This is a genomic window from Halomonas sp. A020 (genome assembly GCF_027943625.1).
Classification (GTDB): domain Bacteria; phylum Pseudomonadota; class Gammaproteobacteria; order Pseudomonadales; family Halomonadaceae; genus Vreelandella; species Vreelandella piezotolerans.
Window position 1 is genome coordinate 3199157 of record NZ_AP022850.1, and the last position, 21069, is coordinate 3220225.

A 21069-nucleotide genomic window follows, 5' to 3' on the forward strand; every position below is an offset into this window, starting at 1 on the left:
GTTAGTGGGTGCCGTCGTTACGCGGGGTTGGCGGCGCGGTACTGCTCGGGCGTTAGACCAATGCTCTTGCACACCGCCAGCTCGGCGTCAGTCAGCTTGCCGTCGCCTTTGGTCTCGATGCCCTCCGGGGGCTTGCCCTGAGTTTGTGTGGCTTTTAGTGCGGCGATGCTTGGGGCACCTTCAATGTGTGCCTTGCAGGCCGCTAGGCCTTGCGTGCGCAGCCAATCGGCGGTGGCTTTACCGGCAATACGGCCATCGTTAAGGCCTTCGGTGATGAGCGCTTCCAGTTCAGCGGTGTTGCTGTTGGCTTTCAGGGCCGCAAGCTGCTGAGTGGTTTCTTGGTACACGGCTACGGGCACAAACTGCGTCATGTCCGGGGTAGCGGCTGCACTAGTCGCTTTGAGCGCTGCTACGGCTTCCGCTGGCTTCGCGTCGTCTTTGGCACCCAACGCGGTGCGGAAGGCGTCGGCATCTGCCTTGGCGGCTTTCAATGCAGCAATGGCAGTGTCGATCTGCTCATCGGTTGCTTCAGCGGCCAAGCCAAGGGTTTTAATCAGTTGTTCACGTTTCACGGTGTCGATCTCCTGGGCGTCGTCAGTGACGTCATGGGCAATCGCCATCCGAGCGGCGGCCAGCTGCGCCGCGCCCTCATCAATGGCGGGGGTGTTGGTTAACGCCAGGTGCAGCAGATCGAGCGGCACACCGTTGGCGTCGTAGGGGAAAACGGGGGAGAGGTAGCGGTATTCGGGTGGCTCGCCATTGGGGCCTTCTTCGATAGCAGCACGCGCCTTGGCCGTCCAAGTCACCGTGCCGTACAGACCATCCTCCCGATACTCAAGCGAGCGCGGGTCCACCCAGCCAGACGCAGGAGCGGGCTGGCCGTTCTTTTCGGAGTAAAGGATCTGGTGCTCGTAGTCGATGGCGATATCGGTGCTGCGCGCAGCAGCCAAGCGGATGATGGCTTGAGCGGCTTCGGCAGACAGGTGCCAGGGGCCGGTGCCTTCAGCAGCCCCACGCGGTGCGTGAAAGGTGCCAGCAGGCATCAGGCGCGTCTTGTCGTCGGTGACTTGCACTCGGAGAGCGCAGGCGGCGACGCGGGGCTTGGTGTGAAGGCTTTGTGTTTTCATGCCCCCATGATCGGGGGCGAGGGAGGCTAGCGGGATTTAGCGTGGGTTAAAGAGTTTTAGGGGCTTGAAGAGGACTTAAAGTGGGATCTCAAGAGCCGAGCAGCATTATTGTCCATCAAAATCGACATCTAACGTGGGTCTAACGCGGCTGTAACAGAAAAGTCGGGGCATCGTAGCAGGTCGGTGATTATCGGCGGTTAGAAAGCTTCGTTGCGGCAAGCTTGAATCACAAACGAGTAGCCATGTTTAGTTTCCGCTTTCATCGTCTTTACCTTTCCGTTCATCTCTTTCTGGTGGGCGCTTTTCAAATCGCGCTTGAGAAGTTAGGCCATTCAGTGTTTTTTGCCTACGCTCATCATTATTTGATTGTGTGACAATTACATCGGCGGGCACCAAAGACAGAATGACAGTCCATAATTGCCATAGCGTAAGAGATGATAGAACTAGGTAAGAGCATCCGCGCAGTAACTCAACGTGGTCGTGAAGCACGTCAATCGTCTTGATGAGAGGGGCAAGGATTCCTAAAAGCAATATCACACACAAAATAGCGGTAGAGTGCGCAACTGGCGTGAAAAGCTTTCCGATGCCTGAGCCATTTTGAGCAGTTTTCTTTCCCCCTTTGAGCTGGCTAAAAGAAATTTTTAAGCGATCTGGATAGATAATTGCTAACCAAGCACCAACAACCGCAAAAATGATTGCGGCAGTGGTGCGCAGCGCTTCAAACAAGGGCCACTGCTCACTGAAAGGGACTTCACGTCCAAGCCAAAAAGACATAGTCAAGATAGCAATGGACGCTACGTAGGCAAGTACTCGTATCATCACTTTAATTTAAGAGCCTAGTTATTGAGGGCTGCAGGCGGTTGAGTTCACTTAACAGGCTGTGGGCGTTGACGACCTCAGCGTTATCTCTCTGAACTTCAACCTGGAATTCGTCTCTAGCTATAGAGTGACTCAGCCAGTGAATAGTTTTTTCCCCTCTAATTTTAAAACCATAATCATCCCACTGACGCTCGTGCTGTTGATCCCAGTCGTTTACAAGCTCATTGAGGTCAGCACGAGAAAGGCTAGCACCCACCTCGTATTTTATCTTGACTGATTCATCATTAGGTTCAGCGCTTCTGAGACGGACGTTGGTGAGAAACCTTTGCCAGTCGCCCAAGTCTTCAGGTCTGCTAAGCTTTAGCGATGACTTACATATAATTTTACGGATAAACTGTGCATTATCAAAAAGATACTGTCGATTGCCGGGCTTTTTGAACAGGCATGTTCTAAATCTTGGGTACAAATGCTGAGCTTCCCCGTCGTCAGCTGCTTTATAACCAATGATTTCAATATCTGTGTCGTCATCAGGATCTGTTAATACTACATAAGGAGAAAATTCCGCTAGGTATGACTCCATGTAAAGCTGCATCGGCTTCTGTCCGGTGATCAAATGTTGAAAACGTATGCTTGCAAAAACTTCCAGATCAGGGAGAAACCAAAAATAAGTTGCGAACCCAGGTATACCTCCCTCTGGTAGCTCATTCATCACAATCTCTGCGTTGCCAACGCTAGAGGTTCCAACGGCTGATGCAGTTTGTCCGTCGGTAGAGGGCGTCTCATTCCAAATGGTCACTAACCAATTGTTGTTCAAGCGATGTATGTTTAGGAGGTAGCAAGGCATTTGCTCATCAATGCCACTAGGTTCATAAGTTTTTGTTTCGACAAGCTGTTTTCCTCCACTCCATTCCTCAAGACTAGAAAGCAAACTTTGCATATTCCCGAATTCAGGGGCTTCTTCTCCACGTCCGTAAAAACCACATTCGGTAATTTTATAGAAAGTAATTTTTGCTTTATCTTGAGGCATTCGCCGCTCCCTTACGTAACCGATTGTTTTATATGGAAACTACTGTCATTCCCCCAGTAACTTTAATTTGTATGAAACGTTAGATCAATTTTGTTTTTTTCAATTTTCTTAAGACTCAGTCAAATAGTCGGCGAGGGTGGCCAGCACTTCGTCTTCGTCGTCATCGTTGAGACCGACAAATTCTCTCCCTGGGATGTCACCCCACAAGTGGGGAAACTCGGCCTTGGTGCCGCCGTAGTTTTGCATGGCGGCGTAGACCATCAGGCTGCCCCATTCGACGCCTTCGCTGCTGGCGCTGTAGCTGAACTGCTTGGCGAGCTGCTTGCTTTCGCCTTCGAGTACGCGGCCATGGCCTTTGCGCTTTTCTGTGACGGGGGAGTTATCTTGCCAGGGCGTGCCATCCGGCGCTTCCTTGTCTCTGAACCGCTGTTGAGTGCGGTTGATCATCTCCTCGCCAATCGACTTCATCGGTGCGGTGAGGTCGTCGCCTTTGTTGATCAGTTCCTGAATGGCGCGTTTGATGGCGTCGGTGTTGGCGTTGATCATGAGTCCTCCTACCGTAGCCTCACGGCATCCGCCGGTGGTGTGTCGGTCTCGGATTTAAACAGGGTCACGTAGTAGCTGCCTGCTTCGGCTTCACGGCGTAGCTCTGCACGGTACGTCACGCCGTCGATGATGAGATACACCAGGCGCGCGAGATCCGATGGCTGATAGACCTCGCCGCCGTCGATTACTTCCTGAATGCGCCGGTAGTCGTTCGCGCTGATCTCCGGGTTAGCCTGCCGCGCCGCTTGAGAGAGCAACACCACGGGGGAGTCGTCACCAAACACCTGGCGTTCTGCGGTGGGTACAACGCCCACCGGGAATTCCCCGCCTATCTCACCGCTCATAAAACGGTTAAATATGGGCGCGTCTACCAGCTGCGCTACGTTCTGCCGAGCAATGGTGGCCTCGACGCCACCCAAGCGCTCTAGCCGTGCAGCGATCGCACGCTCCGTTGCCGTTTGCCCTGGGGCGTAGTCCCACCCTGGCTGGATGCCGTTGGGCACCGTCACCACTTCGCCGGTGGTGTTATCAACGCTTTCATAAGTGCCGTCATTCGGCGCAGCATCCGGCCCATCTTTACCCAGGCGGCGCAGGCCGCGTTCGTTTAGTGTTTCCACACCGCAGTTGCAGCCAAAGCCATTCGGCGGGTAGTGCGCTTGCCACCACGGGTCATCGGCACGCAGCACCAGGTTGTTCCAGCGCTGGTGCTGCTGGCGTGGGTTCTCGATTGTGTTGTGGATGTAGCGCCAGTAGGGGCGCAGGCGCACGACGTCCGGGTCGGTCATCTGTGCCCAGCGGCCAGCGGCGTAGCTGGTATCGAGGTTCGTCTTGTAGATAAGCCGGGTACGCCATGCCCGGCCCGCTTTGCTGCCTTCACCTGTCCAGCCGGTCCACCCTCGCTTGGCCACGATCTCCTCAAACTGCTGGCGAAACTCGCCTAGGCTTTGGCCTTTGCTGATGGCGTCATCGACCGCACCGCGTAGATCCGCCAGCAGATCCGCCTTGGTGGCACCGGCCACAACGAAGGCCGCGTCGTTTTGGTCGCGGGTGATTTGCCCGGAGCGCGTGGTGGGCAAGTTCAGCTTGTTACGGAAGAATGTGACCTGTTCCGGGAACGGGCGGTTGAACTGGGCGCTAATCGGCATCGCCGATTTCCTCATCGACGCTTGCACGACCTGCCAAGTTAGCCGCTTCAAATGCGGTGGCCATCACGTTGGCCAACTCGGTTTCATCCAGGTCATCGAACGCTGTGGCGATCAGCTCTTGCAGCTGCTCTAGGCTGCTGGCCTGTTCGACGAGCTGCTGCACCTGATTGACCCAGGCGTCTACGATCGGCTGCGCTTGGTCATCGAGCTGGTCCAGCGTGGCATCGCGGTAGTAGCTGGGCTGGCCCGGTTGCGTGGGCGCTTGGCGTAGGGCAGCGAGGGGTGGCCGTGATGCTGGAATTCGCAGCGCACCGAACGGGTTTGGCGCTGCCTTTGGCATCAGTACGTCTTCGCCTTCGGCAGCTTTGGGGATGCCGCTTTTCTCATGGAACCACCACATGGGCACTTTTACGCCCATGTCCACAATGGTGGGCAGGCTCTTGGAGAGGCGTTCGAGATCCTCAGTCTCGCCACAGTCGAGGTAGAACCGAGGCGCACGCTGCGGCTTATCAATGCCGAAGTTGAGCGCGGCCATGGGCCAGAGAATCGCGTTGCGAATGCTGCCTGCGTATTGGCGGGCATCGGAGCGAATCAGGCTCATCTGCCCGCGTTCGTGAACATTGCCCAGCGCGTTGGTGTTGGTGCCTTCTCCGGTGCCGCTGGTGAGCGTGCCGCCCAAGATGGCCTTGGCTTTGGCACGCTCGCACCAGTCCATCATCGTTTTAAAAATATCCGAGGATGCGCCTTTACCCGCAGCCTCCATGAACTCGATGCCCATGCCCTCCGGGATGATGCCCGCCGCGTTCTGGCCTAGCGTGACCACAGCGCGTAAGAGCGTCGCTTTCTCTCGCTCGGTGGCGTTGCGTGGGTACTTACCGATACGAGCAGGCAGGCCGTAGATTTCCAGCAGCTGCGCCAAATCGCCAAGCGCGTAATTCTGGAACAGGTAGGGCCATGCCAGCATGCGGTGTAAGCCCATGCGAGCGACGTAGCCGCTCTTGGCTCGGTGTCGGTGTTGCACCCAGCCCAACGGCCACAGCTCCTCACCGGTCGCGCTGTTATCGCGCAGGGTGATGCAGTTCTGGTCGTCGGGGTGCAAGCGGAACCAAGAGTGCGGTCGAAGCGTGGGCTGCTCAATGTAGCGCAGTGCGCCATCACGCTGCCACGAAAGCTCCAGGTTGGCCCAGCCGTGGCCGATGCCGGTACCGAGATCCAAGATCAGGTCTTCGACTTCAAGCCCTGAGAACACCTCAATGGCATGTTCGGTGGCGCGTTTCTCTTGGGCGCTGGCGTTATCTGGCGGCACGATCTGCCACTCACGCTCTGCGGCGAGCTGGCGGCGCTTGCCCAAGTCGGCACCGATCTGAGGGTCTTTCTCCTCCATATCATCGAACAGCTCGCTTTGCGCCTTCAGGTCGCCTTGCTCAGCGGCCTCAAGGATCTGGTACAGGCGCGCAGGCGTGAGCCCCTTGGTGGGGTGCTCGGCAAATTCGCGCTTGAGCTGACCAATACGTGCATCGTTGGTTTGCTGCTCTTTCAGTGCGGGCGCGTTGGCTTTGACCAGGTTGCGCCGATACTTCGCGGTGGGGCTTACCATGCGCCGCCTCCTATTCCAAAACCGTGCATATCAATGTCGTCGCTGTCGTCGTCCTGGCGGGAAGCACCAGGCAGGGGCGCGGGGGTGAATTCAATCGGTACCACATCCATCAGGCTGGCGTAGTGCGCGAGCGCTAGGGCGATAGCGGCATCGCCGTGGCGGTCTTTGCTGTCGCCGGTTTTGGCATCCGGCAGCTTAGGCACGCCCTTGATCACTTGCAGGGCGCGCAGGTCGTCGACCACTTGGCTGTCGCGGGGCAGCGTGATGAGTTCGTCTTCGAACGCGGCTTTGAACGGGGGCATGTTGTTCAGGTACCAGCTTTGGGAAAGCATGATCACTTCTACAATGCTGCCGTAGCGTTCTGCCGCCTGTTCTGCCAGGTACTGGCCGTTGCCGCGACCGTCCAGCGCTCCGCCTTGTAGGCGTGGCAGGCGGTCCACGATGAAGAACAGCACTTGCTCTTGCTGCTTGAACGGCACGTTGCGCAGCTCCACTAGGAACGGCACCTGGCGCACGAGCTGCTGGGTGATGGCCATGGGGGCAATCACGGTTAAGTCGCCGCTGCGGCCAAAGTCTTCGCCAAAGCAATGAGCCAACTTGGGATCGAGCTTATCCAGCAGCGGAAGCAGCTGCTCTTGGCACCAGGCGTCTATCTCTAGGGCGCGGTAGTGTTCCGGTACCGCGTTGAATTCGGCGCTGCCTTCATAGCGAATCACCGGGGCATCGACCATGCGTGCTTCGATCATGGCGCGGGAGAGGTAGGCACCTCCGCCTGCCTTCGGCACGCAGTAGTATTCCTCTAGAGCGTCTTCCCGCGTGGCGGTGTCCTTGAGTAAGTTGGCCTTCCATTCTTCCTCTGCCTCTGGCGTCCAGGGCTTGCCGCGCACTTGGCAAATGCGCTTATAGAGACCTTGCTCGCATGCGTTATCCAGGGTGATGCGGTGGACGCTGTAGCGCTTTTTCTTTGCTCGGCTGTCCTGGATCAGCTCACTGAACAGGTTTTCAACGCCGTTGTGCGTGCTGATCAGGCGTACCTTTGCGCCCCACATTGTGAGGGCAAGCGCGGCCTTGAGTACTTCGGCCAGCTGATCGTGGAAGGCTGCTTCGTCAATGGTGACGTTACCCTGACGGCCACGCATGTTGCTGGGGCGCGAGCTGAGCGCTTGGATCTTGAAGCCGCTGGAGAAGTGGATATTGAAGGTCAAAATATCCTTGTCTTCGTCGTGGTACAGCTCCTCCTGGATGTGACTAGCGGCGCGGTTGAAGGCCTTGGCCCACATGGCGCAGGCATCGATAAACTCGATGGCCATGTCTTTGTTGCTGCCCACATAGAAGTGGTTGGTGCCCCCCGCAGCTTTGGCACTGCTAGCGGACAGCACAGCATCGGCGGCTTCGCCCCATGTTAAGCCGGTACGGCGGCTCTTCTCGGCAATCTTGAGATCTGAGTCATCTTCGATCCACGCTTTTTGGTAGGGCAGCAGAACGGATTCAGGCAGCGCGGCAGCGGGCGCTGTGGGAAGTGCGCTCATTAGGCAATCCCCAGGATGTCGCGCTTGATGGCGTCGATGGCTTCGCGGCTCATGCCTTGGCTAGCCATGCTGGTTTCAGCTTTGGCGGCAGCTTCTTTAGCCACTTCGGCACGCATTTCCTTGGCGTGTTTCTTCTGGCTCAGCGATAACCGGCCCAGACTATCCAGCGCTTTGGAGACCTTGCCCAGGTGGTGGGCGGCAGCATCTGGCTCGATTTCCATCTTGCGAAACTCTAACGAGATGCGTAGCAGGTGCTCTTGCACCAGGCGCGCCGTGGCGTCGATCAAGTTGCCTTCGTCGTCTTCCACGGCATCCGCCATGGCTTTGGCCATTTCGGTGGTGCGGCGAACGCTGCCCATGGCTTCTTCGAACTCCTCTTGGAGATCCTGGCCATAGCGATGCACGGAGCTTTTGGAAACGTTATAGCCGCGATCACTTAGCCACCCGGCTAACGCTTCGTAACCCTGGAAGCCGCTGCTAACGAGCTTCTCGTTTAACTCTTCGCGCACCTCTTGGGGAAGGTCAAAGACCTTGTTGCGTGGCGGCATGGGTCACGCTCCTGGGCGCGGCTTGGCGATGCCTGGTACTTTGGCTAGCCCTTCCGCTACGTCGCTACCGCGTGAGGTGAGCGTGATGATCAATCCCGCTCGGGGGCTTTGTAGAATGACGAGGTCTTGTTCTTCCAGCCAAGCCAAGTCGCTGCGTAGCCGATCAGTGCTTACGATATGGGCATACGCGCCTTTCAACTCGTCATTGAGCGAGTATTCATTGGTGGTGAAATGCGTTCGGCGCGAGAGAATGCGCAGGATGCACAGGCGTCGCCCTTCGGTTTCAAAGTCTTGTAAGCTCATTTATCGGCTCCCTTTTTCCGTCAGCAGGTATTCGTGCAAGCGGTTGAGGAGAGCGTTACTGGCCTGTACTTGCGTTGCCAGCTCTCCCACTGATCTGTTCATACCCGCCATTTCCCCACGCAGCTTGTCGATTTCGCTGAAGCCTGGGCGGTTTTCCAGCGTTTGTTCTAGGCGTGACACGTGACGATCCACCTCATCAATGCGTGCATGCACTTCACGGATGGCCGTGCTGGTGGCGCGGTTGCGCGTTGTCCACCACACGTACACGCCACCGGCTAGCAGGAAGCCGTTCTTGAGCAGTTCAAACAAAAAGCGGGCATCCCATACGTTGGTAATTTCCATGTTCCCCTCAGTCCTCGTCGTCTTCGTCATTACTGGCCACGCACTTATCGGCGTGTTCGCGCACGCGGGCGAGCTTCCGCCAGCCTCGCGTTGCCCAGTGGTGTAAGTCAGTGATGTAGAGCGCGACGTCCTCTTGGGTGTAGTTGCCCACGGGGCGCAGCGGCTGGTGTTCTGGTGCGGTCATGCCCGCTGGGGCAGCGCACTGGTAAAGGGTGATCGCGGGGGGCGTTGGTTGCTCGGCAGGCGTGCTGCTACAGGCAGCAAGCGCGGCGCTGGCAGCGAGGATCACGACGGTTCTCATGGCAGTGCCTCCAGCGTTGAGCGCAGCACCGGGGCCACGGGGCCGTTGTCGCTGGCGGGGGCGCGGCGGATGCGCTGACGTAGGGCGTCGTAGCTCTCGGCCTGCTCGGCGAGTTCCTCTTGAAGCGCTTTAATATCGGTTTCGGCGGCACGGCGTTGGCGCTCGGCGTCGGCCAGCTCATCGATGGCGGCGAGTGCCTGTTGGCGTGCTTCCTGGGTGCGCTGCTCGGCGCTTTCTGCTGCCTGACGTTCGATGGCCACCATCTCTTTTAGGTGGTTGACATAGATGTGCTGAAACCACAGCCCTAGAGCGAGCGCACCGATCAGCGCAATGATGGCCTTGTTCAACATGGCGCACCCCCTTGCCAGCCAGCACCCGCATAGCGGGGTGTAAGGTCGAGCAGGATGTGGCGCACGTAGTGGCGGTTTTCACGACGTGCCCAGCTGGCGCGGCTGGTGTACTGCTCGACGCTACCAAACCACACGCCGGCATCGTCACCGGCGGCGGTGGCTAAGCGCCTATCGCGGTTCACCCATCCGAGGCCACCGTTGTAGGCGCTGAGCGCGAACGCCCAGCGTTGGCATTCGTTGGCAGAACCGCTGAGCCGCTGCCAATGCCATTTGTTGTAACGGGCTTGGGCGCGCATTGCCCAGGTAGGGGAATACGGGGCAGCGCGGCCCAGGTCGGGGTAGATCTCGGCAATCCATGCCGAGGTGCTGGGCATAAACTGCGATAGCCCTTGCGCACCCACAGGGCTATTCACGTTGGGCCGCCAGCCGCTTTCCTGGTGGATCTGCGCGGCATGCACGGCCACACGGCCATTCATGCCCCATTCCTGCTGCACGACGCGGGTGAGTTCGCGCTGGTAGCCGTTCGCCGCGCTAGGGATCTGGGCATGAGCGGGCTGGCAGAACGAGAGCAGTAGCAGCGTGGCCAGCACCAGGCAGAGCGCTATCCAGGTGCCGCATTCGCGCAGGTAGGCTTTAAGATTGTTCATTCGGGCCGTTCCTCTTTGAGCCCTGACTCGACTTGAGTCAGCAACTGTTTCAGGCGCAGGTACAGGGGCAGCACGCGAGCGCCAGGCGGCAGCGCGTCGATTTGCGCTTTGACGCGCTCGGCTTCTGCCAGTAGCTCAGCGGTGCCCATGTCATACCCCTAGGCCTAGCGCCAACAGAGCAGCGGCGATAATTAGGGCGCGGCGCAGCATGAGCAGCTCCCATAGGGTGCGCTCTTTGGGATCGCGGTCGGGGTTGAAGCCATCCGGGCGGGCATAGGGGAATATCGAACGGTCGATCCAGTAGCCGAGGTAGGCTCCCCAGCACAATTTGGTGAGCGACCAGAGCAGCACGCCGAGTTGGTGCGGATATAAGAAGCTGACGACCAAGGTGGTGATGATGGCGAGGATCAGCCAGGGGCCGATGCGGAGTTTGTCGAGCAGGTTGTGGCGGGTTTGGGGGTTCACGGGGGAGCCTCATTGCAGGTAGGGGTTGCCATGCGATGAGGTCAGGATAGGGCGGTAGGGTACGGCGTCGGGATTAGCGGGGATTAAAGAAAACAACCCGCCGAAGCGGGTTTGTTGGAGGCGTTGTTCAGGAGCTGGTTGGGGTTATACCTCACACTGATGGCGACCAAGTGTCTTGAACCCTTCTCCTCTGGAGACAGCCGCAATGTCGATAATACGTACTAGGCGATTACCTTCACCAGTGGCGTTTTCCCGCACCACTTCACATACAGACGCTGCATACCCATCTCGGTTGCTGCCGTTGTCCAGCACTCCAACGTAGATAGCGCCATCATCGGTGACCAAAAAGTCTTGGGCAGCGCTGTCTTGCATCACGGTTGATTTAATAGCGTCTTCGTCGATGGTGACACTGCTGGTCGCATTGCCTTCGCTGCAGCCAACAAGCAACGCAGTACTGGCTACTATAAATCCTGCCATTATTTTCATAGCCCTTCTCCTTAAAACAGCCCTGGCTGGATGCGGTTGCGGTGCAATGACCGCTGTTCGGCCAGGATCTTGTAGATCTGGATCACGTTTTTATCATAGCGCCGTGCCAGTTCGGCGTGGTTGCTGCCGTTAAACTCGCACCATATTTGGTGGTCGCGCAGCGCTCGGTCGAGCTGATCCCCTTTGGCTAAATAGAATACCTGCCCGCCGTGGTAATACGCCAGAATTCTTAGGGTGGAAAACGCTAGGCGTTGGGCGATTCGTGGCTCCAGACCTATCTCGATGTACTCCGCTTCGATCACCTGCAGCATGTCCACCAGTGACTGTGGCCAGTGACGTGCCAGCTCTGGGTCTGGAAGGCGCTCCAGGGCATCGGCGGGGATCTCATCAAACCCAAAATCGAGGTTGTCGTCATTTGAGGTCATCGGGGTACCGTCCTTGCCGTTTGGCGTCGATGATGAGCCCGGTCATCAGGCGGTGTAGCTGGTCATCGTCTAACCAGTCCACTCGCTCAACGTCGAACATCCGCTTTGCCATGCTGTCGGCGTAGGCCCATGGGCGCTCTGCGTGGGTCAGCATAGCTTCAATCTTGCTCATCACGCTCTGGCGTGAGCGCGGTGGGCGCGGTGCCTTGCGGCCCGCTTTTTTGGCGGGCTTAGGCTCAAACCCCAGCCGCCGAAACTCATACATCACGCCGCCAACGGTGCGGTTGGTGAGTTCTTTGGCACTGCTCACGCCCGCTGTGCGAGCGAGGATGGCGCGGTAGTCTTCATCGGTCAGGCCCAGCTGGGCCTTGGCGATGTGAATTTGAGCGAGCTTGCCTTTGCTGATCATGACGCTACCTCACCGATCTGGGCGTGTCGGCTGCCATTCACACCTTGGTGGAAGCTGACTTTCTTGCCGTCCTGGTAGCCCTGGTGGATAGCGCCGAGATCATGGCTGCGCATGCCCTTGGTGTTATCGCGGGGCTTCATTGTGTCCAGGTCTTCCCAGCGTTTGGCCTTGTAGGCTTCAACAATGGCGTTCTCAGCTTCAGTGCGATGCTGGCGTGTCACCTGTTTAGCCACGGCGTTAAGCCATGCCTGTGCGTAGAGATCGCCACGGCGCACCTTGGTGGTTCGCTTTAGGCGCTTGTTGAGCGTGGCTAAGTAGGCGCTACGATCGCGCTTTAGCTGTCGGCCCAGCACTTCAAAGGCGTAGCCCGCTACTTCGGCAGCACCATTGACGCCGTAGAACTCAACATTCAGCGCCCATCGCTCGCCGTCGTAAACCTGCTGATAGACCTTCTCAGCGCCAAAGGCACTGGCCACCATAGAGCCCAGCATGGTGATGTAGGCGGGCGGCGTTTTCCCCGCACCTGTTTTAGCGGTGTGCGTTTCCACATCGCTCAAGGCCACGTCTTCGCTGGTGACGCCATGAATGGCCATCAGCTTTTGCGCCTGGCGCAATGCGGCGGCGGCTTCATTGGCATTGCTCGACTTGGCAAGCCGTAGGCACTTCTTGATTTTGTCTAACGCTTTGCTATCCATTTCTCTCCCCTTGGCTGCTCATCAGTGCTGGGCCACCACGCCCAGCAGACGCCCCGCTATTGGCAGGGCGTTTCGCTTAATGGAGGGTGGTTGGAGTGGTGCCGCCGACTTCTTCCAAGGCCTCTTTGATGGCCAGCATTCCCAGCAGCGCTAACTTGCCTGCCTGTTTCAGCTGTGGCGTCTCGGCTTTATCGCCATTGAATCCGGCGCATACCGTGAAGCCGCCACCTTCGTTAGGCTCAATCGTGATCATGGCCTTGGTGCTGGTTTTTACTTTCTCGCTCATGCCACACCTCGCTGGTGGGTGATGTGGTAGCGGTACTGGATACCCGCGAGTGGATCTGCATCGCGCAGGTAATCACTGCGTACGTTGACCTTTGGCCCATACACCTGACGCGCTACGTTGAGAGCTGCGTCGCGGTGCGTGATACCAGTGGCACGTTTGCCGCGCAGGGTGGCAACAAAGCCGCCCATGGCGGGGCTAACGCGGATGGAGGAGGCATTCAAAACGGTGCTCATTGGGTCACCTCGTCGGTCATGTTCTCAGCGGCCCAACGCCAAGCGCTGTGTTTCCAGTTACGCGGCATCGGGTTCTTCTTGAGCCACTGCTTGGCCTGCGCGGCACTGATGCCGCGTTCTTGTAGCTGGTAGAAATAGGCGCACTTGCTGGGCATGGGTTACACCTCCGCGATGTTCAGGCTGATAGGCTGGTAACGCTCGGTATCGCCGATGCGCTCGTAGATCCGCACGTAGCTTTTGGAACCGGTGACCTGCACCGCGTCGGCGATGGCATCCATGGCTTTGAGCCAACGCTTGTCGTCGAAGTCGTGGCGGCGCAGGGCTAGCACCGCGCCGGTACGCAGGTTGCCTTGCTTGTCGGTGCGAAAGGCGTCCTGAACGATGGTTTTCACTTCGTGCCCAGCGCCGGACGTCCAATCCTTCAAGCATTCATCAATCAAGCCCTTAGCAGCTTCGAGGCGCTCATCGAAGGTGATGTGATCAGCTACTTGGCGCTGAATCTTGTAGCGGCCATCGAAGCTCAGCAGCGTGACGTTGCCTTTCTTGCCGCCCACGTTGACGCCGTACTGCTCGGCAGAGAGCTGCACGAATGTTTCGATGTCGCCAAAGGCGGCGGCTTTGAACTGCTGCAGTTGTCGGTTCAGCTCGATGGCCTTGGTCACCAGCTCGATGGCGAGTTCATCACGGGCCTGATCAATCGGCTTGATGCTCTCTTCGGGGATCAGTCGCCCTTTAGCATCCATGCGGTAGCCGTCGGGGATCTGGGTGGTATCAGTGGCTGGGCTGTTCATTGGTTGGCTCCAAAACGTTGGTCGAGTTTGATATCCCGCGTGACGTTGTTAATGGCGTCGAGATAGCGCTGGGTGTGGGGGCCGTGCAGGCAGATCAGAGCGGCGAACGGTTCAAATTGGTGGCTGCGAGTGATGCCTACCGCGACCTGTTCAGCGCTGTCGGCGCCCAGGTCGTGCAGCAGTTGGCTTACGCTGGCGGTGCCGATTTCGTCGGTGTCGATCAGGCGCAGCACGGGGTTGGCGGTGTGTGTGCTCATATCAGGCTCCCTTGCGTGCAAAGTTGGCGGCGGTGCGGTTGCGGCCATGGTGGCGGTGGTGGCGCATGGGTTCGACGTATGCGCCGTTGCGCTGGCTCATGCGGTCTAAGGCGCGCTCGGCTTCGGCGGTTTCTTCACGCCAGCGGTCGAGCAGGTCGCGCCAGTCCCAGGCGGCGGCTTGGATCTCGATGTCGTCGTCTTCATTGGCGGTTTCGGATGCCGCTGCTAGGCCAGTGTCCCAGCGCTGCCAAATGCGCAACATGGCCGCTTGCTGTGTGGGTAGTAGCGGTTCAACCGGGAGGTCGAGCAGCTCGTAGGCCACTGGGTTTGCCATGTACTGCGCCAAGTTGATGCCGTGGCGGAAGATGCGCAGACGCATGAAGCGGTCGGCGTAGTACTCCAGTTCGCTGTCGGTGTAGGTATTCATTGTTGTTCTCCCTGACTGGCTGCCCCTTTGAGTAGGTCGCTCAGGCGTTTGGGGGCGTTGGCTTTTTCAGCGGCTTTGTCGTGTTGCGGCGGGCGCTGATGAGTAACGTGCGCTTTGCGCTGGGCTAACCGTTCGTGTTCGGCAAGTACGTCATCGGTGGAACGCTCGCGCAGGGGGGCAACGGCGGCGCGGCTTGCAGGCTGTTTGGCACCGCTACGAACTTGCTCCTCTCTCTGCTTTTCCACGTCGGTGGCGTGGCGGTCGGCGCAGTTGGCCACTACCTCATAGAGGTAGCCGTGGCCGGTGAGCGGTAGGTTGCTGGGTGGGCGCTCTAGCAGTTGATCCAGCGCCATCACCCAGACCTTGAGCGGCGCTTCACGGGTGATGCCTTTACGCTCAATCACGCCGCTGGTGATGACGTCTTTCAGCTCGCCCAGCAGGCGGGCGCTTTTGGCGCTGGCCAGGGCGCGCGATTTGGGCCGGAACATGCCGAGGTAGCGCACGATGCGGCTGCTCAGCAAGGCGGGCATCTCTAGCGCGGCGGCTAGTGCCTGGTTGTGTTCGCCTTGGGTGACGAACGCGGCCATGTCGCCGCTCATGCCGCATTCAGGGCAGGTGGCTTTGAGGGTCATTGGTCTTCTCCCTGCTGGCGGTCGGGGTTGTTCGGGCAGGTTTGGCAGCTGCGCCATAGGCGCATGGCCATGGGGTTGTGGGTGGGCGCTGGGCGCGAGCGGTACTCGCGGCATTGTTCAACGCTGATGGTGCGTTCCTGCGCGGGGCAGTTCAGGCCGTCTAGCGCTTCCAGCACCTTCTTTTCGATGCTGCTAGTAGATGGGCTGGGGTAGCGGTTAGCCAGTGCCAAAGAGACCGCGCTGCGCGATACGCCGATACGATCACCGGCCATCTTGCGATTGGTGGCGCGTACCTCGTTGGCCAGCAGGGTGATCCAGCGGGGCGGCTCTTCGCCCCAGTTGGAAATATCTACGGCGCGTGTGCGGCGAATGGCGTTCATGGCTCGCCCCCTTCGGTTTTGGTGACGCGGCTGTACACTACTTCGTTGGTGTTGGGGTCGAAGAGCTGTTGAGTGCGTCGGATCTGTGGGGCAATCGGCCCTGTCCAGCGGCTGGCGTTGAACCGGTACTTAGCGTTAACGGCCCCCGTGCCTGCCGTTGCTTGGCGGGTGATCGTCACGTATTTGGCATAAGTGAGGTAACGCAGATACTCGATGGCGGTTTCATGGCTGACCGACACTTCGGGAGTACTGGCGGCATCTGCGAGTTCGGCAGCGGTACACTCACCAATGATTTTCAGGGTGCGCCACATCTGTTCCCTGCCTAGGGGTGGGGGGAGAGTGCCATCGCGCCGTACACGGGGAGCTTCTACACCAATGTCTTTCACCAAGGTGTAGTAGCGAGATCCTCCTTTCGGAAATGCCGTGCATTCGATAAAGCCTGCTTTTTTGAGGCCGGTGAAGTAGTCACGTACTCGGTTTTGCGAAACACCGATCGCAATGTGTTCCCATACGTCAGTGATCGAAAAAGATCGGCCTTGGATGTGGAAGCTGCGGATAGCTTCCCACATTGCTTGGCGGTCTCCCTTGAGGCCTTGGGCGGTGAGTTGCGTTTGTTTCGCCATGCCTTAACCCCTCCGCGCCGGTGGTTGGCCGGTGTGGATGTCTTGCTCGCTCCACTCGCGTAGGCCCACTGTCTTCCAGCCTTGAGCGCTGGCTTCGGAGTGGATCTGGTAGAGGTTCACCGCCACACGGCGCAGGCAGCCTTTAACGCGGTTGTTGATGGCGTTCAGCAGGTCGTCTTCGATGGTGATATCGGGGTAGCTCTTGGCGGCTAGGGCGCACACGTCGTCTAGGCTGGCGGCTTGGGCGGGCACCCATTCCAGTACGCGGTTATGCAGGCGCTCCAGGCGAGCCATGGAGGCAGGCACGCGCTCTTCACCGATCAGAATCAGGGTGCCTTGGCTGGCGTTATAGATGTCGGTGAGGACGTTGGCGGCGGCTTTGTCGATGACGTACTGAACGTCATCAATAATCAGCGGGCGGCCAGAGCGGGAGAGCTGCTCCGCGATCTGGTCGACCATCTCGCTGAGCGTCTTCATGGGGATGATGCCCATCTCGCGTAGTATGGCGACCACGAACGCTTTCTTCGTCCAGCTTTCGCGGCACTCGACGTAGTAGGCGCGGTGCATGTTGGCGGCATAGGCGGCTGCTAGGCTTTTGCCGTAGCCGCTGGGGCCGTACATGACCACTAAGCCGGGTAGTTCTGGTGGGCGGTTGGCGGCGCTTTCGACAGCGGCTGCCAGTAGGCCAACGTTAGTGAGTGGTACAATGGTGTTGACGCTCATATCAGTTCCTTAATTGCTGCGGGTGTCATGGGCCGTGGTTCAGACGGCCCGTCGGGTGCGGGTGGGTTGCCGCCCACCTGCATCCATTTCGGTATCCATCACTTTGGCGATGGCTTTTAAATCGTTGTGGTGCTGGTAACGCTCGTGCCATTCGCGGGCGGCTTCGGGTACTTCTTCTCCTTGCTGTAGTTGTCCATCCAGCTTCTTCCAGAGCCGATAGCGCTCCATCTTGTTGTGGGGTATCTGAAAGCGTGTGCCTTGATCCGCCAGTTGCTTGGCGTAGGCGCGGCCTTGGGCTGCCTGCTTTTCGTCTGATTGGCGGGCGGCGGGGGTAATCGTTTTGATTTCCACATCGCTGCCGGTGACCACCTTGGCTTTTTGCACCAAGCGGTTGAGCTGGCCTTTTTCGCGTTTTTCGGCGGCGCGTTCGATCATGCTGGCGGGCATCGCGGGTGTGGCGTTGCCATCTAGCTGGGCATCGCCGAGGTATTCACCTTCCAGGGTGAAGATGCCGACGCAACCGGTGTCGCGGTAATCCCAGGCCACGCGGATCTCTTCGCCGTGGAAGTCGCGTAGGGCGTCCATGAAGTAGACGCCGCCATTGATGCGCACTTCGCCACGGTTGGTTTTACGCACTTCTTGCGGGCGCATGAGCGAGGCAACGACATCGGAGGGCGCGGTGAGCGCTTCAAAGCCTTCGGCCTCGGCACTTTTCCAGGCCTCCATGGGGCTTTGGTGGCGCAGCTTGCCGCTGTCTAAGTCGCGCACTTTGGGCAGCCCTTTGTGGGGCCGATGGTTATAGGTATCTAAGGCGTCGTTTAAGCGGTCAAAGAACTCTTGAAACGTGGGAATAAAGGCGGGCTTTAACCCTTGTTTAATATCGCGGCGGCTGAACTTGTGGGCCTTAGTGGCGGCTTCTTTATCCATATCTGCGCCAATAAAGCTGGGCATTTGTTTTGCTAGTTTCACTAGGATGGTTTTGTGGGCGCGCTCAATGACGCCGCGTGCCTGGGAGTTATAAGGCAGTGAGTGGGTGATGCTGCCCCCTAGGCGGTCGACCACTTCATAAACAGTGGCGTTGTCAAAGCCGCTGCCGTTATCGACGTAAAACAGGTTGAACATGCCGACGCGGCTCACGGCATCGCGCAGTGCATCCAGCGTGGCCACGGTGGATTCGGCCAAGTTGAGGGCAAAGCCAACGATGCGGCGGGTGCCCCAATCGATGATTAAGGTGATCTCGGGTCGGAAGGCTTGGCCGGTGAGCGGGTTGATCACTTCGGCATCGAAGGTGTGGCCATCCGCTACCCACACGTCATTCGGCAGTAGCGCGTCGCTGGTGCGGCGCTTGAAGGGCTGTAGAGCTTTCAGCTCGTGGGCACCCATGCGGCCACGCTCACGCGCTTCCGGTGAAAGCTTGGCTAGCCAGCGGCGCACCTGATGTATGGAAGGGTGTGGCGGCTCAGTCTGTTCGACCAGCAACTGGTAGGCCGCTTCCACGCTGGGCTTTTGCGGCTTCTGGTAGCGCTTGAGAAAATCGCCCGCCCACGGCGGCATGCTCATATCGGCCTTACGGCGTTTGGGCGCTAGGCCGCGTTCACCGTGCTTGCGGAAGTCAGCGATCCAGCGCTTGAGGGTGCGCTCGCTAAGGGTGCGAGTTTCTGTTTTACGGTCGTTGGCTAGCACTACCCGCTGTTTGAGGTAAGGCGTTAGATCGTCGGCTTGGGCGTGAGCGACTAACGTTTCGATTGCGCGCTGCTGGCTGACCATCTTGCTCATGCGCTCGATCTCGCGGACGAACGCAACGCGGGCACCCATCACTTGGCGCTGTGCATCGGTCAGTTGTTGCTGGCCTGGGCGCTGCTCTTCTTGCGGCGGCGCAACGGTGCTAGCAGGCGTGGGCGCGGCTTTATCCGCCTGTGCCAGCAGCAGGGCGTTCTGGGTTTCTTTGGGGAGTACGGCGAAGGCGTATTCCACGGCCTTGCTGCCTATGCGGCGTTGGCCTTCCCAACCATGGCGCTTGGCGTATTCGCGCACGTTTCGTTCGGTGCCAGGCAGCCCTGGTAGACCTGCCAGCTCTTTGGCGGTGAACCAGTTCATTCCACATCTCCCATTAAACGCTTCAGCTCTTTCATGTCTTGCTTGAGCTTTTCGAGCATTTGCTGGCGTTTGCCATATTCCGCAGCGAGTGCTTCACGGCCATAGGCCACTCGGCCACCACGCTGATGCACTAGCCAATTGGTAAAAATGTGGCTCTGACAAACTTCTTCTAATAGCGGAATGCGGTAGAAGGGGATGTTGTGGTCACAACGTCCAGGAGAACTCCAGGCGTCCAGCATGTGTTTGGAAACGTCGTCACCCGATAGACGGCTCATTTGCGCCGCCACCTCATAACGGTCAACGGGGCACTCTTTGAGAACTACCCCTACTAGCTCACTCACCTGAGCGGCGTAGTTACCGCTACCTGGTGCAGGCACGACTGGAGCCGGTACCTCAAAGATGTCTAGCGTTTGGGTGTCTTTGACGCGCTTCATGGCTACGCTCCCTGCGCCATTTGACGATGCGCCGAAGCGTTAGAAACGCTATCCTTGTCGCATAAACGTTTTTGCGCTTTTACGACTGTCAGCTTTTCTGAACGGTTGGGGCGCTCTCGGCAGGGGGTTCCATCATGGTTCCAGCGCTCTGGCCAAATAGCTTGTGGAGCAAAGCCAAGCTTTTTGGCAATAGCGCGCTCCATGCGGGGGTAGGGCGTGTACTTAGCTAGCTGGACTGCGTTATCGGTGACGCCTAGCTCGTCGCCTAATTTGCGCAAGCTGTAGCCTTTGCTTCGCAGCTGATATTTCAGCCACTCCCAACGCTGAGATGGATTGATTGGAATTTCTCTGTTCATGGCGTCACCTCAGTGGCGTTTTTTTGGGGTGTCTAACCTGTGGTTCCCCATAAACATAACGCGGATAAAAACGCACATCAAGCGGATAAATGAGCATCCGTTGTTTTTAATTGCGTATTTTGCGCTTTTTTATGCGTATAAGGTTTTAAAACAGTGGGTTACGAAGAAAAGGATATTGAGCAGCAAGATGAAGGTCAGCATCCGATGCCTACTGATGGAATCGGATGCTTCCCCGCACGCTTGAAAAGCGTGCTCGGAGGAGAGAGTGCGCGCGCTTTTTCACGCAGGTGTGGTCTTTCTGAGGGTGCGATACGCAGTTATCTGAGCGGTGATACCTATCCGACGCTTGATCGCCTAGCGCAAATTGCTAATGCGTTGGGCAAAGATATGCAGTGGCTAGCGTTTGGTGATGAGGCGAACGGTACGGCAGACGTGCAAGGCATGGAGGACTACGCCTTTGTGCCGTTGTATGACGCGCAGTGCAGCGCTGGGGCGGGTGCCTGGAATGAGAACTGTCGTGTGCTCACGCATATCAGCTTCACGCGCTACTCACTGCGCAAGCAGGGGCTGACGCCGGATCACCTCTCAGCGATCCGCATTGACGGTGATAGCATGGAACCGGTACTGCACAGCGGTGACACGGTGCTGATCGATCACACGCGCACCACGATTGAGGGTGAGGGTATCTATATCCTGCGTCTGGATGGACACCTCTACGCCAAGCGGTTACAGCGTAACTTTGATGGGGTCGCCATCATCAGCGCCAACAGCGCGTACGATAAGGTGATCGTACCGCGTGACCGCCTGGCAGAGCTGGAGATTATCGGGCGGGCTGTTTGGTCTGCAGGGTGGTTGTGAGGCTGTGCCAAACATCTAACGAAAAAGGCCGCTCCACATAGGAACGGCCTATTTTTCAATTTGCGCATCTTTGGCACTGCTGGCGTCTATCTTGCTGGAGCTTTATACTGGCTACCTGCATGTAACTCTCTGAATCTATGGCGCTAAATTTCGCCGCTCGTCCCACCTTATCCCTCTTTGTTGTTTATAGTCCCACATTAGGCCGCTGTGC

Annotated in this window: 33 protein-coding genes and 1 other RNA gene; 1 reads left to right on the top strand and 33 read right to left on the bottom strand. The window is 58.2% G+C overall.

The genetic code is table 11. From position 1 onward, the window contains the following. Window positions 1–17 precede the first annotated feature (17 nt). From FRH_RS14985 to FRH_RS15145, 33 genes are all read right to left on the bottom strand, one after another. Entirely contained in the window at window positions 18–1127 is a 1110-nt protein-coding gene (locus FRH_RS14985) for a phage protease (protein WP_281997167.1), read from the bottom strand. Between the two features lie 246 nt (window positions 1128–1373). Beyond that, window positions 1374–1853 carry a hypothetical protein gene (locus FRH_RS14990; protein ID WP_281997168.1) on the bottom strand — a complete coding sequence of 160 codons (480 nt, stop codon included), beginning with the start codon at window positions 1851–1853 and terminating at the stop codon, window positions 1374–1376. A 97-nt stretch (window positions 1854–1950) separates the two neighbouring features. Beyond that, window positions 1951–2973 carry a hypothetical protein gene (locus FRH_RS14995; protein WP_281997169.1) on the bottom strand — a complete coding sequence of 341 codons (1023 nt, stop codon included), beginning with the start codon at window positions 2971–2973 and terminating at the stop codon, window positions 1951–1953. A gap of 108 nt (window positions 2974–3081) precedes the next feature. Continuing rightward, the gene (locus FRH_RS15000; RefSeq protein WP_281997170.1) at window positions 3082–3519 is read right to left on the bottom strand and encodes a phage virion morphogenesis protein; all 438 of its coding nucleotides are present in this window, start codon (window positions 3517–3519) and stop codon (window positions 3082–3084) included. Window positions 3520–3527: 8 nt separating this feature from the next. Next, the gene (locus tag FRH_RS15005; protein ID WP_281997171.1) at window positions 3528–4664 is read right to left on the bottom strand and encodes a phage minor head protein; all 1137 of its coding nucleotides are present in this window, start codon (window positions 4662–4664) and stop codon (window positions 3528–3530) included. Next, entirely contained in the window at window positions 4654–6261 is a 1608-nt protein-coding gene (locus FRH_RS15010) for a DUF935 domain-containing protein (protein ID WP_281997172.1), read from the bottom strand. The genes FRH_RS15005 and FRH_RS15010 overlap by 11 nt, the downstream gene beginning before the upstream one ends. Beyond that, window positions 6255–7790, bottom strand: coding sequence for a terminase family protein (locus FRH_RS15015; RefSeq protein WP_281997173.1), 1536 nt, complete (start codon window positions 7788–7790; stop codon window positions 6255–6257). The genes FRH_RS15010 and FRH_RS15015 overlap by 7 nt, the downstream gene beginning before the upstream one ends. Continuing rightward, the gene (locus FRH_RS15020) at window positions 7790–8338 is read right to left on the bottom strand and encodes a DUF3486 family protein (RefSeq protein WP_281997174.1); all 549 of its coding nucleotides are present in this window, start codon (window positions 8336–8338) and stop codon (window positions 7790–7792) included. Before FRH_RS15020 ends, FRH_RS15015 begins: the two co-directional genes overlap by 1 nt. 3 nt (window positions 8339–8341) lie before the next feature. After that, entirely contained in the window at window positions 8342–8641 is a 300-nt protein-coding gene (locus FRH_RS15025) for an ArsR family transcriptional regulator (protein ID WP_281997175.1), read from the bottom strand. Then, window positions 8642–8983, bottom strand: a complete 342-nt coding sequence (locus FRH_RS15030; RefSeq protein WP_281997176.1) for a hypothetical protein — start codon at window positions 8981–8983, stop codon at window positions 8642–8644. A 7-nt stretch (window positions 8984–8990) separates the two neighbouring features. Continuing rightward, window positions 8991–9284 carry a hypothetical protein gene (locus FRH_RS15035; RefSeq protein ID WP_281997177.1) on the bottom strand — a complete coding sequence of 98 codons (294 nt, stop codon included), beginning with the start codon at window positions 9282–9284 and terminating at the stop codon, window positions 8991–8993. Beyond that, on the bottom strand, window positions 9281–9634 hold the full coding sequence (locus FRH_RS15040) for a hypothetical protein (protein WP_281997178.1): 354 nt from the start codon (window positions 9632–9634) through the stop codon (window positions 9281–9283). Before FRH_RS15040 ends, FRH_RS15035 begins: the two co-directional genes overlap by 4 nt. Continuing rightward, on the bottom strand, window positions 9628–10281 hold the full coding sequence (locus FRH_RS15045; RefSeq protein WP_281997179.1) for a transglycosylase SLT domain-containing protein: 654 nt from the start codon (window positions 10279–10281) through the stop codon (window positions 9628–9630). Before FRH_RS15045 ends, FRH_RS15040 begins: the two co-directional genes overlap by 7 nt. Then, entirely contained in the window at window positions 10278–10430 is a 153-nt protein-coding gene (locus FRH_RS15050; protein ID WP_281997180.1) for a hypothetical protein, read from the bottom strand. Before FRH_RS15050 ends, FRH_RS15045 begins: the two co-directional genes overlap by 4 nt. A 1-nt stretch (window position 10431) precedes the next feature. Further along, window positions 10432–10746 (bottom strand): putative holin, encoded by a 315-nt coding sequence (locus FRH_RS15055; protein WP_281997182.1) that lies wholly within the window; start codon window positions 10744–10746, stop codon window positions 10432–10434. 144 nt (window positions 10747–10890) lie between these two features. Then, on the bottom strand, window positions 10891–11232 hold the full coding sequence (locus tag FRH_RS15060; protein WP_281997183.1) for a hypothetical protein: 342 nt from the start codon (window positions 11230–11232) through the stop codon (window positions 10891–10893). A gap of 11 nt (window positions 11233–11243) precedes the next feature. Next, a complete protein-coding gene (locus FRH_RS15065) occupies window positions 11244–11657 on the bottom strand; it encodes a Mor transcription activator family protein (protein WP_058577597.1) in 414 nt (137 codons plus the stop codon). Further along, window positions 11644–12066, bottom strand: coding sequence for a regulatory protein GemA (locus FRH_RS15070; protein ID WP_281997184.1), 423 nt, complete (start codon window positions 12064–12066; stop codon window positions 11644–11646). Before FRH_RS15070 ends, FRH_RS15065 begins: the two co-directional genes overlap by 14 nt. Continuing rightward, window positions 12063–12761, bottom strand: coding sequence for a DUF2786 domain-containing protein (locus FRH_RS15075; RefSeq protein ID WP_281997185.1), 699 nt, complete (start codon window positions 12759–12761; stop codon window positions 12063–12065). Before FRH_RS15075 ends, FRH_RS15070 begins: the two co-directional genes overlap by 4 nt. 8 nt (window positions 12762–12769) lie before the next feature. Beyond that, an RNA gene (locus FRH_RS15080) (hammerhead ribozyme type II) lies at window positions 12770–12839 on the bottom strand. Further along, a complete protein-coding gene (locus FRH_RS15085) occupies window positions 12838–13047 on the bottom strand; it encodes a hypothetical protein (RefSeq protein ID WP_281997186.1) in 210 nt (69 codons plus the stop codon). Before FRH_RS15085 ends, FRH_RS15080 begins: the two co-directional genes overlap by 2 nt. Then, the gene (locus FRH_RS15090; protein WP_281997187.1) at window positions 13044–13280 is read right to left on the bottom strand and encodes a hypothetical protein; all 237 of its coding nucleotides are present in this window, start codon (window positions 13278–13280) and stop codon (window positions 13044–13046) included. Before FRH_RS15090 ends, FRH_RS15085 begins: the two co-directional genes overlap by 4 nt. Further along, the gene (locus FRH_RS15095) at window positions 13277–13435 is read right to left on the bottom strand and encodes a hypothetical protein (protein WP_281997188.1); all 159 of its coding nucleotides are present in this window, start codon (window positions 13433–13435) and stop codon (window positions 13277–13279) included. Before FRH_RS15095 ends, FRH_RS15090 begins: the two co-directional genes overlap by 4 nt. 3 nt (window positions 13436–13438) lie before the next feature. Continuing rightward, window positions 13439–14071, bottom strand: coding sequence for a DUF3164 family protein (locus tag FRH_RS15100; RefSeq protein ID WP_281997189.1), 633 nt, complete (start codon window positions 14069–14071; stop codon window positions 13439–13441). Then, window positions 14068–14328: a hypothetical protein gene (locus FRH_RS15105; protein ID WP_281997190.1), complete on the bottom strand. Its 261-nt coding sequence runs from the start codon at window positions 14326–14328 to the stop codon at window positions 14068–14070. Before FRH_RS15105 ends, FRH_RS15100 begins: the two co-directional genes overlap by 4 nt. A 1-nt stretch (window position 14329) precedes the next feature. Next, on the bottom strand, window positions 14330–14755 hold the full coding sequence (locus FRH_RS15110; RefSeq protein ID WP_281997191.1) for a hypothetical protein: 426 nt from the start codon (window positions 14753–14755) through the stop codon (window positions 14330–14332). Then, the gene (locus FRH_RS15115) at window positions 14752–15387 is read right to left on the bottom strand and encodes a hypothetical protein (RefSeq protein WP_281997192.1); all 636 of its coding nucleotides are present in this window, start codon (window positions 15385–15387) and stop codon (window positions 14752–14754) included. Before FRH_RS15115 ends, FRH_RS15110 begins: the two co-directional genes overlap by 4 nt. Beyond that, window positions 15384–15767 carry a hypothetical protein gene (locus FRH_RS15120; protein WP_281997193.1) on the bottom strand — a complete coding sequence of 128 codons (384 nt, stop codon included), beginning with the start codon at window positions 15765–15767 and terminating at the stop codon, window positions 15384–15386. Before FRH_RS15120 ends, FRH_RS15115 begins: the two co-directional genes overlap by 4 nt. After that, window positions 15764–16390 (bottom strand): hypothetical protein, encoded by a 627-nt coding sequence (locus tag FRH_RS15125; protein WP_281997194.1) that lies wholly within the window; start codon window positions 16388–16390, stop codon window positions 15764–15766. Before FRH_RS15125 ends, FRH_RS15120 begins: the two co-directional genes overlap by 4 nt. A 3-nt stretch (window positions 16391–16393) precedes the next feature. Next, window positions 16394–17113 (bottom strand): ATP-binding protein, encoded by a 720-nt coding sequence (locus FRH_RS15130; RefSeq protein WP_281997195.1) that lies wholly within the window; start codon window positions 17111–17113, stop codon window positions 16394–16396. A gap of 39 nt (window positions 17114–17152) precedes the next feature. Continuing rightward, window positions 17153–19210 (bottom strand): DNA-binding protein, encoded by a 2058-nt coding sequence (locus FRH_RS15135; RefSeq protein WP_281997196.1) that lies wholly within the window; start codon window positions 19208–19210, stop codon window positions 17153–17155. Next, window positions 19207–19644 (bottom strand): hypothetical protein, encoded by a 438-nt coding sequence (locus tag FRH_RS15140; RefSeq protein WP_281997197.1) that lies wholly within the window; start codon window positions 19642–19644, stop codon window positions 19207–19209. The genes FRH_RS15135 and FRH_RS15140 overlap by 4 nt, the downstream gene beginning before the upstream one ends. Before the next feature lie 2 nt (window positions 19645–19646). Further along, a complete protein-coding gene (locus FRH_RS15145) occupies window positions 19647–20000 on the bottom strand; it encodes a helix-turn-helix domain-containing protein (RefSeq protein WP_281997198.1) in 354 nt (117 codons plus the stop codon). A gap of 204 nt (window positions 20001–20204) precedes the next feature. Between FRH_RS15145 and FRH_RS15150 the strand changes: the two genes are divergently transcribed. Then, window positions 20205–20858, top strand: coding sequence for an XRE family transcriptional regulator (locus FRH_RS15150; RefSeq protein ID WP_281997199.1), 654 nt, complete (start codon window positions 20205–20207; stop codon window positions 20856–20858). Window positions 20859–21069 lie beyond the last annotated feature (211 nt).

Bases quoted from the DNA above. Each gene is read 5' to 3' on its own strand.
- FRH_RS14985 (WP_281997167.1), bottom strand. From the start codon at position 1,127: ATGAAAACACAAAGCCTTCACACCAAGCCCCGCGTCGCCGCCTGCGCT.
- FRH_RS14995 (WP_281997169.1), bottom strand. From the start codon at position 2,973: ATGCCTCAAGATAAAGCAAAAATTACTTTCTATAAAATTACCGAATGT.
- FRH_RS15000 (WP_281997170.1), bottom strand. From the start codon at position 3,519: ATGATCAACGCCAACACCGACGCCATCAAACGCGCCATTCAGGAACTG.
- FRH_RS15005 (WP_281997171.1), bottom strand. From the start codon at position 4,664: ATGCCGATTAGCGCCCAGTTCAACCGCCCGTTCCCGGAACAGGTCACA.
- FRH_RS15010 (WP_281997172.1), bottom strand. From the start codon at position 6,261: ATGGTAAGCCCCACCGCGAAGTATCGGCGCAACCTGGTCAAAGCCAAC.
- FRH_RS15015 (WP_281997173.1), bottom strand. From the start codon at position 7,790: ATGAGCGCACTTCCCACAGCGCCCGCTGCCGCGCTGCCTGAATCCGTT.
- FRH_RS15020 (WP_281997174.1), bottom strand. From the start codon at position 8,338: ATGCCGCCACGCAACAAGGTCTTTGACCTTCCCCAAGAGGTGCGCGAA.
- FRH_RS15025 (WP_281997175.1), bottom strand. From the start codon at position 8,641: ATGAGCTTACAAGACTTTGAAACCGAAGGGCGACGCCTGTGCATCCTG.
- FRH_RS15030 (WP_281997176.1), bottom strand. From the start codon at position 8,983: ATGGAAATTACCAACGTATGGGATGCCCGCTTTTTGTTTGAACTGCTC.
- FRH_RS15035 (WP_281997177.1), bottom strand. From the start codon at position 9,284: ATGAGAACCGTCGTGATCCTCGCTGCCAGCGCCGCGCTTGCTGCCTGT.
- FRH_RS15040 (WP_281997178.1), bottom strand. From the start codon at position 9,634: ATGTTGAACAAGGCCATCATTGCGCTGATCGGTGCGCTCGCTCTAGGG.
- FRH_RS15045 (WP_281997179.1), bottom strand. From the start codon at position 10,281: ATGAACAATCTTAAAGCCTACCTGCGCGAATGCGGCACCTGGATAGCG.
- FRH_RS15050 (WP_281997180.1), bottom strand. From the start codon at position 10,430: ATGGGCACCGCTGAGCTACTGGCAGAAGCCGAGCGCGTCAAAGCGCAA.
- FRH_RS15060 (WP_281997183.1), bottom strand. From the start codon at position 11,232: ATGAAAATAATGGCAGGATTTATAGTAGCCAGTACTGCGTTGCTTGTT.
- FRH_RS15065 (WP_058577597.1), bottom strand. From the start codon at position 11,657: ATGACCTCAAATGACGACAACCTCGATTTTGGGTTTGATGAGATCCCC.
- FRH_RS15070 (WP_281997184.1), bottom strand. From the start codon at position 12,066: ATGATCAGCAAAGGCAAGCTCGCTCAAATTCACATCGCCAAGGCCCAG.
- FRH_RS15075 (WP_281997185.1), bottom strand. From the start codon at position 12,761: ATGGATAGCAAAGCGTTAGACAAAATCAAGAAGTGCCTACGGCTTGCC.
- FRH_RS15085 (WP_281997186.1), bottom strand. From the start codon at position 13,047: ATGAGCGAGAAAGTAAAAACCAGCACCAAGGCCATGATCACGATTGAG.
- FRH_RS15090 (WP_281997187.1), bottom strand. From the start codon at position 13,280: ATGAGCACCGTTTTGAATGCCTCCTCCATCCGCGTTAGCCCCGCCATG.
- FRH_RS15095 (WP_281997188.1), bottom strand. From the start codon at position 13,435: ATGCCCAGCAAGTGCGCCTATTTCTACCAGCTACAAGAACGCGGCATC.
- FRH_RS15100 (WP_281997189.1), bottom strand. From the start codon at position 14,071: ATGAACAGCCCAGCCACTGATACCACCCAGATCCCCGACGGCTACCGC.
- FRH_RS15105 (WP_281997190.1), bottom strand. From the start codon at position 14,328: ATGAGCACACACACCGCCAACCCCGTGCTGCGCCTGATCGACACCGAC.
- FRH_RS15110 (WP_281997191.1), bottom strand. From the start codon at position 14,755: ATGAATACCTACACCGACAGCGAACTGGAGTACTACGCCGACCGCTTC.
- FRH_RS15115 (WP_281997192.1), bottom strand. From the start codon at position 15,387: ATGACCCTCAAAGCCACCTGCCCTGAATGCGGCATGAGCGGCGACATG.
- FRH_RS15120 (WP_281997193.1), bottom strand. From the start codon at position 15,767: ATGAACGCCATTCGCCGCACACGCGCCGTAGATATTTCCAACTGGGGC.
- FRH_RS15125 (WP_281997194.1), bottom strand. From the start codon at position 16,390: ATGGCGAAACAAACGCAACTCACCGCCCAAGGCCTCAAGGGAGACCGC.
- FRH_RS15130 (WP_281997195.1), bottom strand. From the start codon at position 17,113: ATGAGCGTCAACACCATTGTACCACTCACTAACGTTGGCCTACTGGCA.
- FRH_RS15135 (WP_281997196.1), bottom strand. From the start codon at position 19,210: ATGAACTGGTTCACCGCCAAAGAGCTGGCAGGTCTACCAGGGCTGCCT.
- FRH_RS15140 (WP_281997197.1), bottom strand. From the start codon at position 19,644: ATGAAGCGCGTCAAAGACACCCAAACGCTAGACATCTTTGAGGTACCG.
- FRH_RS15145 (WP_281997198.1), bottom strand. From the start codon at position 20,000: ATGAACAGAGAAATTCCAATCAATCCATCTCAGCGTTGGGAGTGGCTG.
- FRH_RS15150 (WP_281997199.1), top strand. From the start codon at position 20,205: ATGCCTACTGATGGAATCGGATGCTTCCCCGCACGCTTGAAAAGCGTG.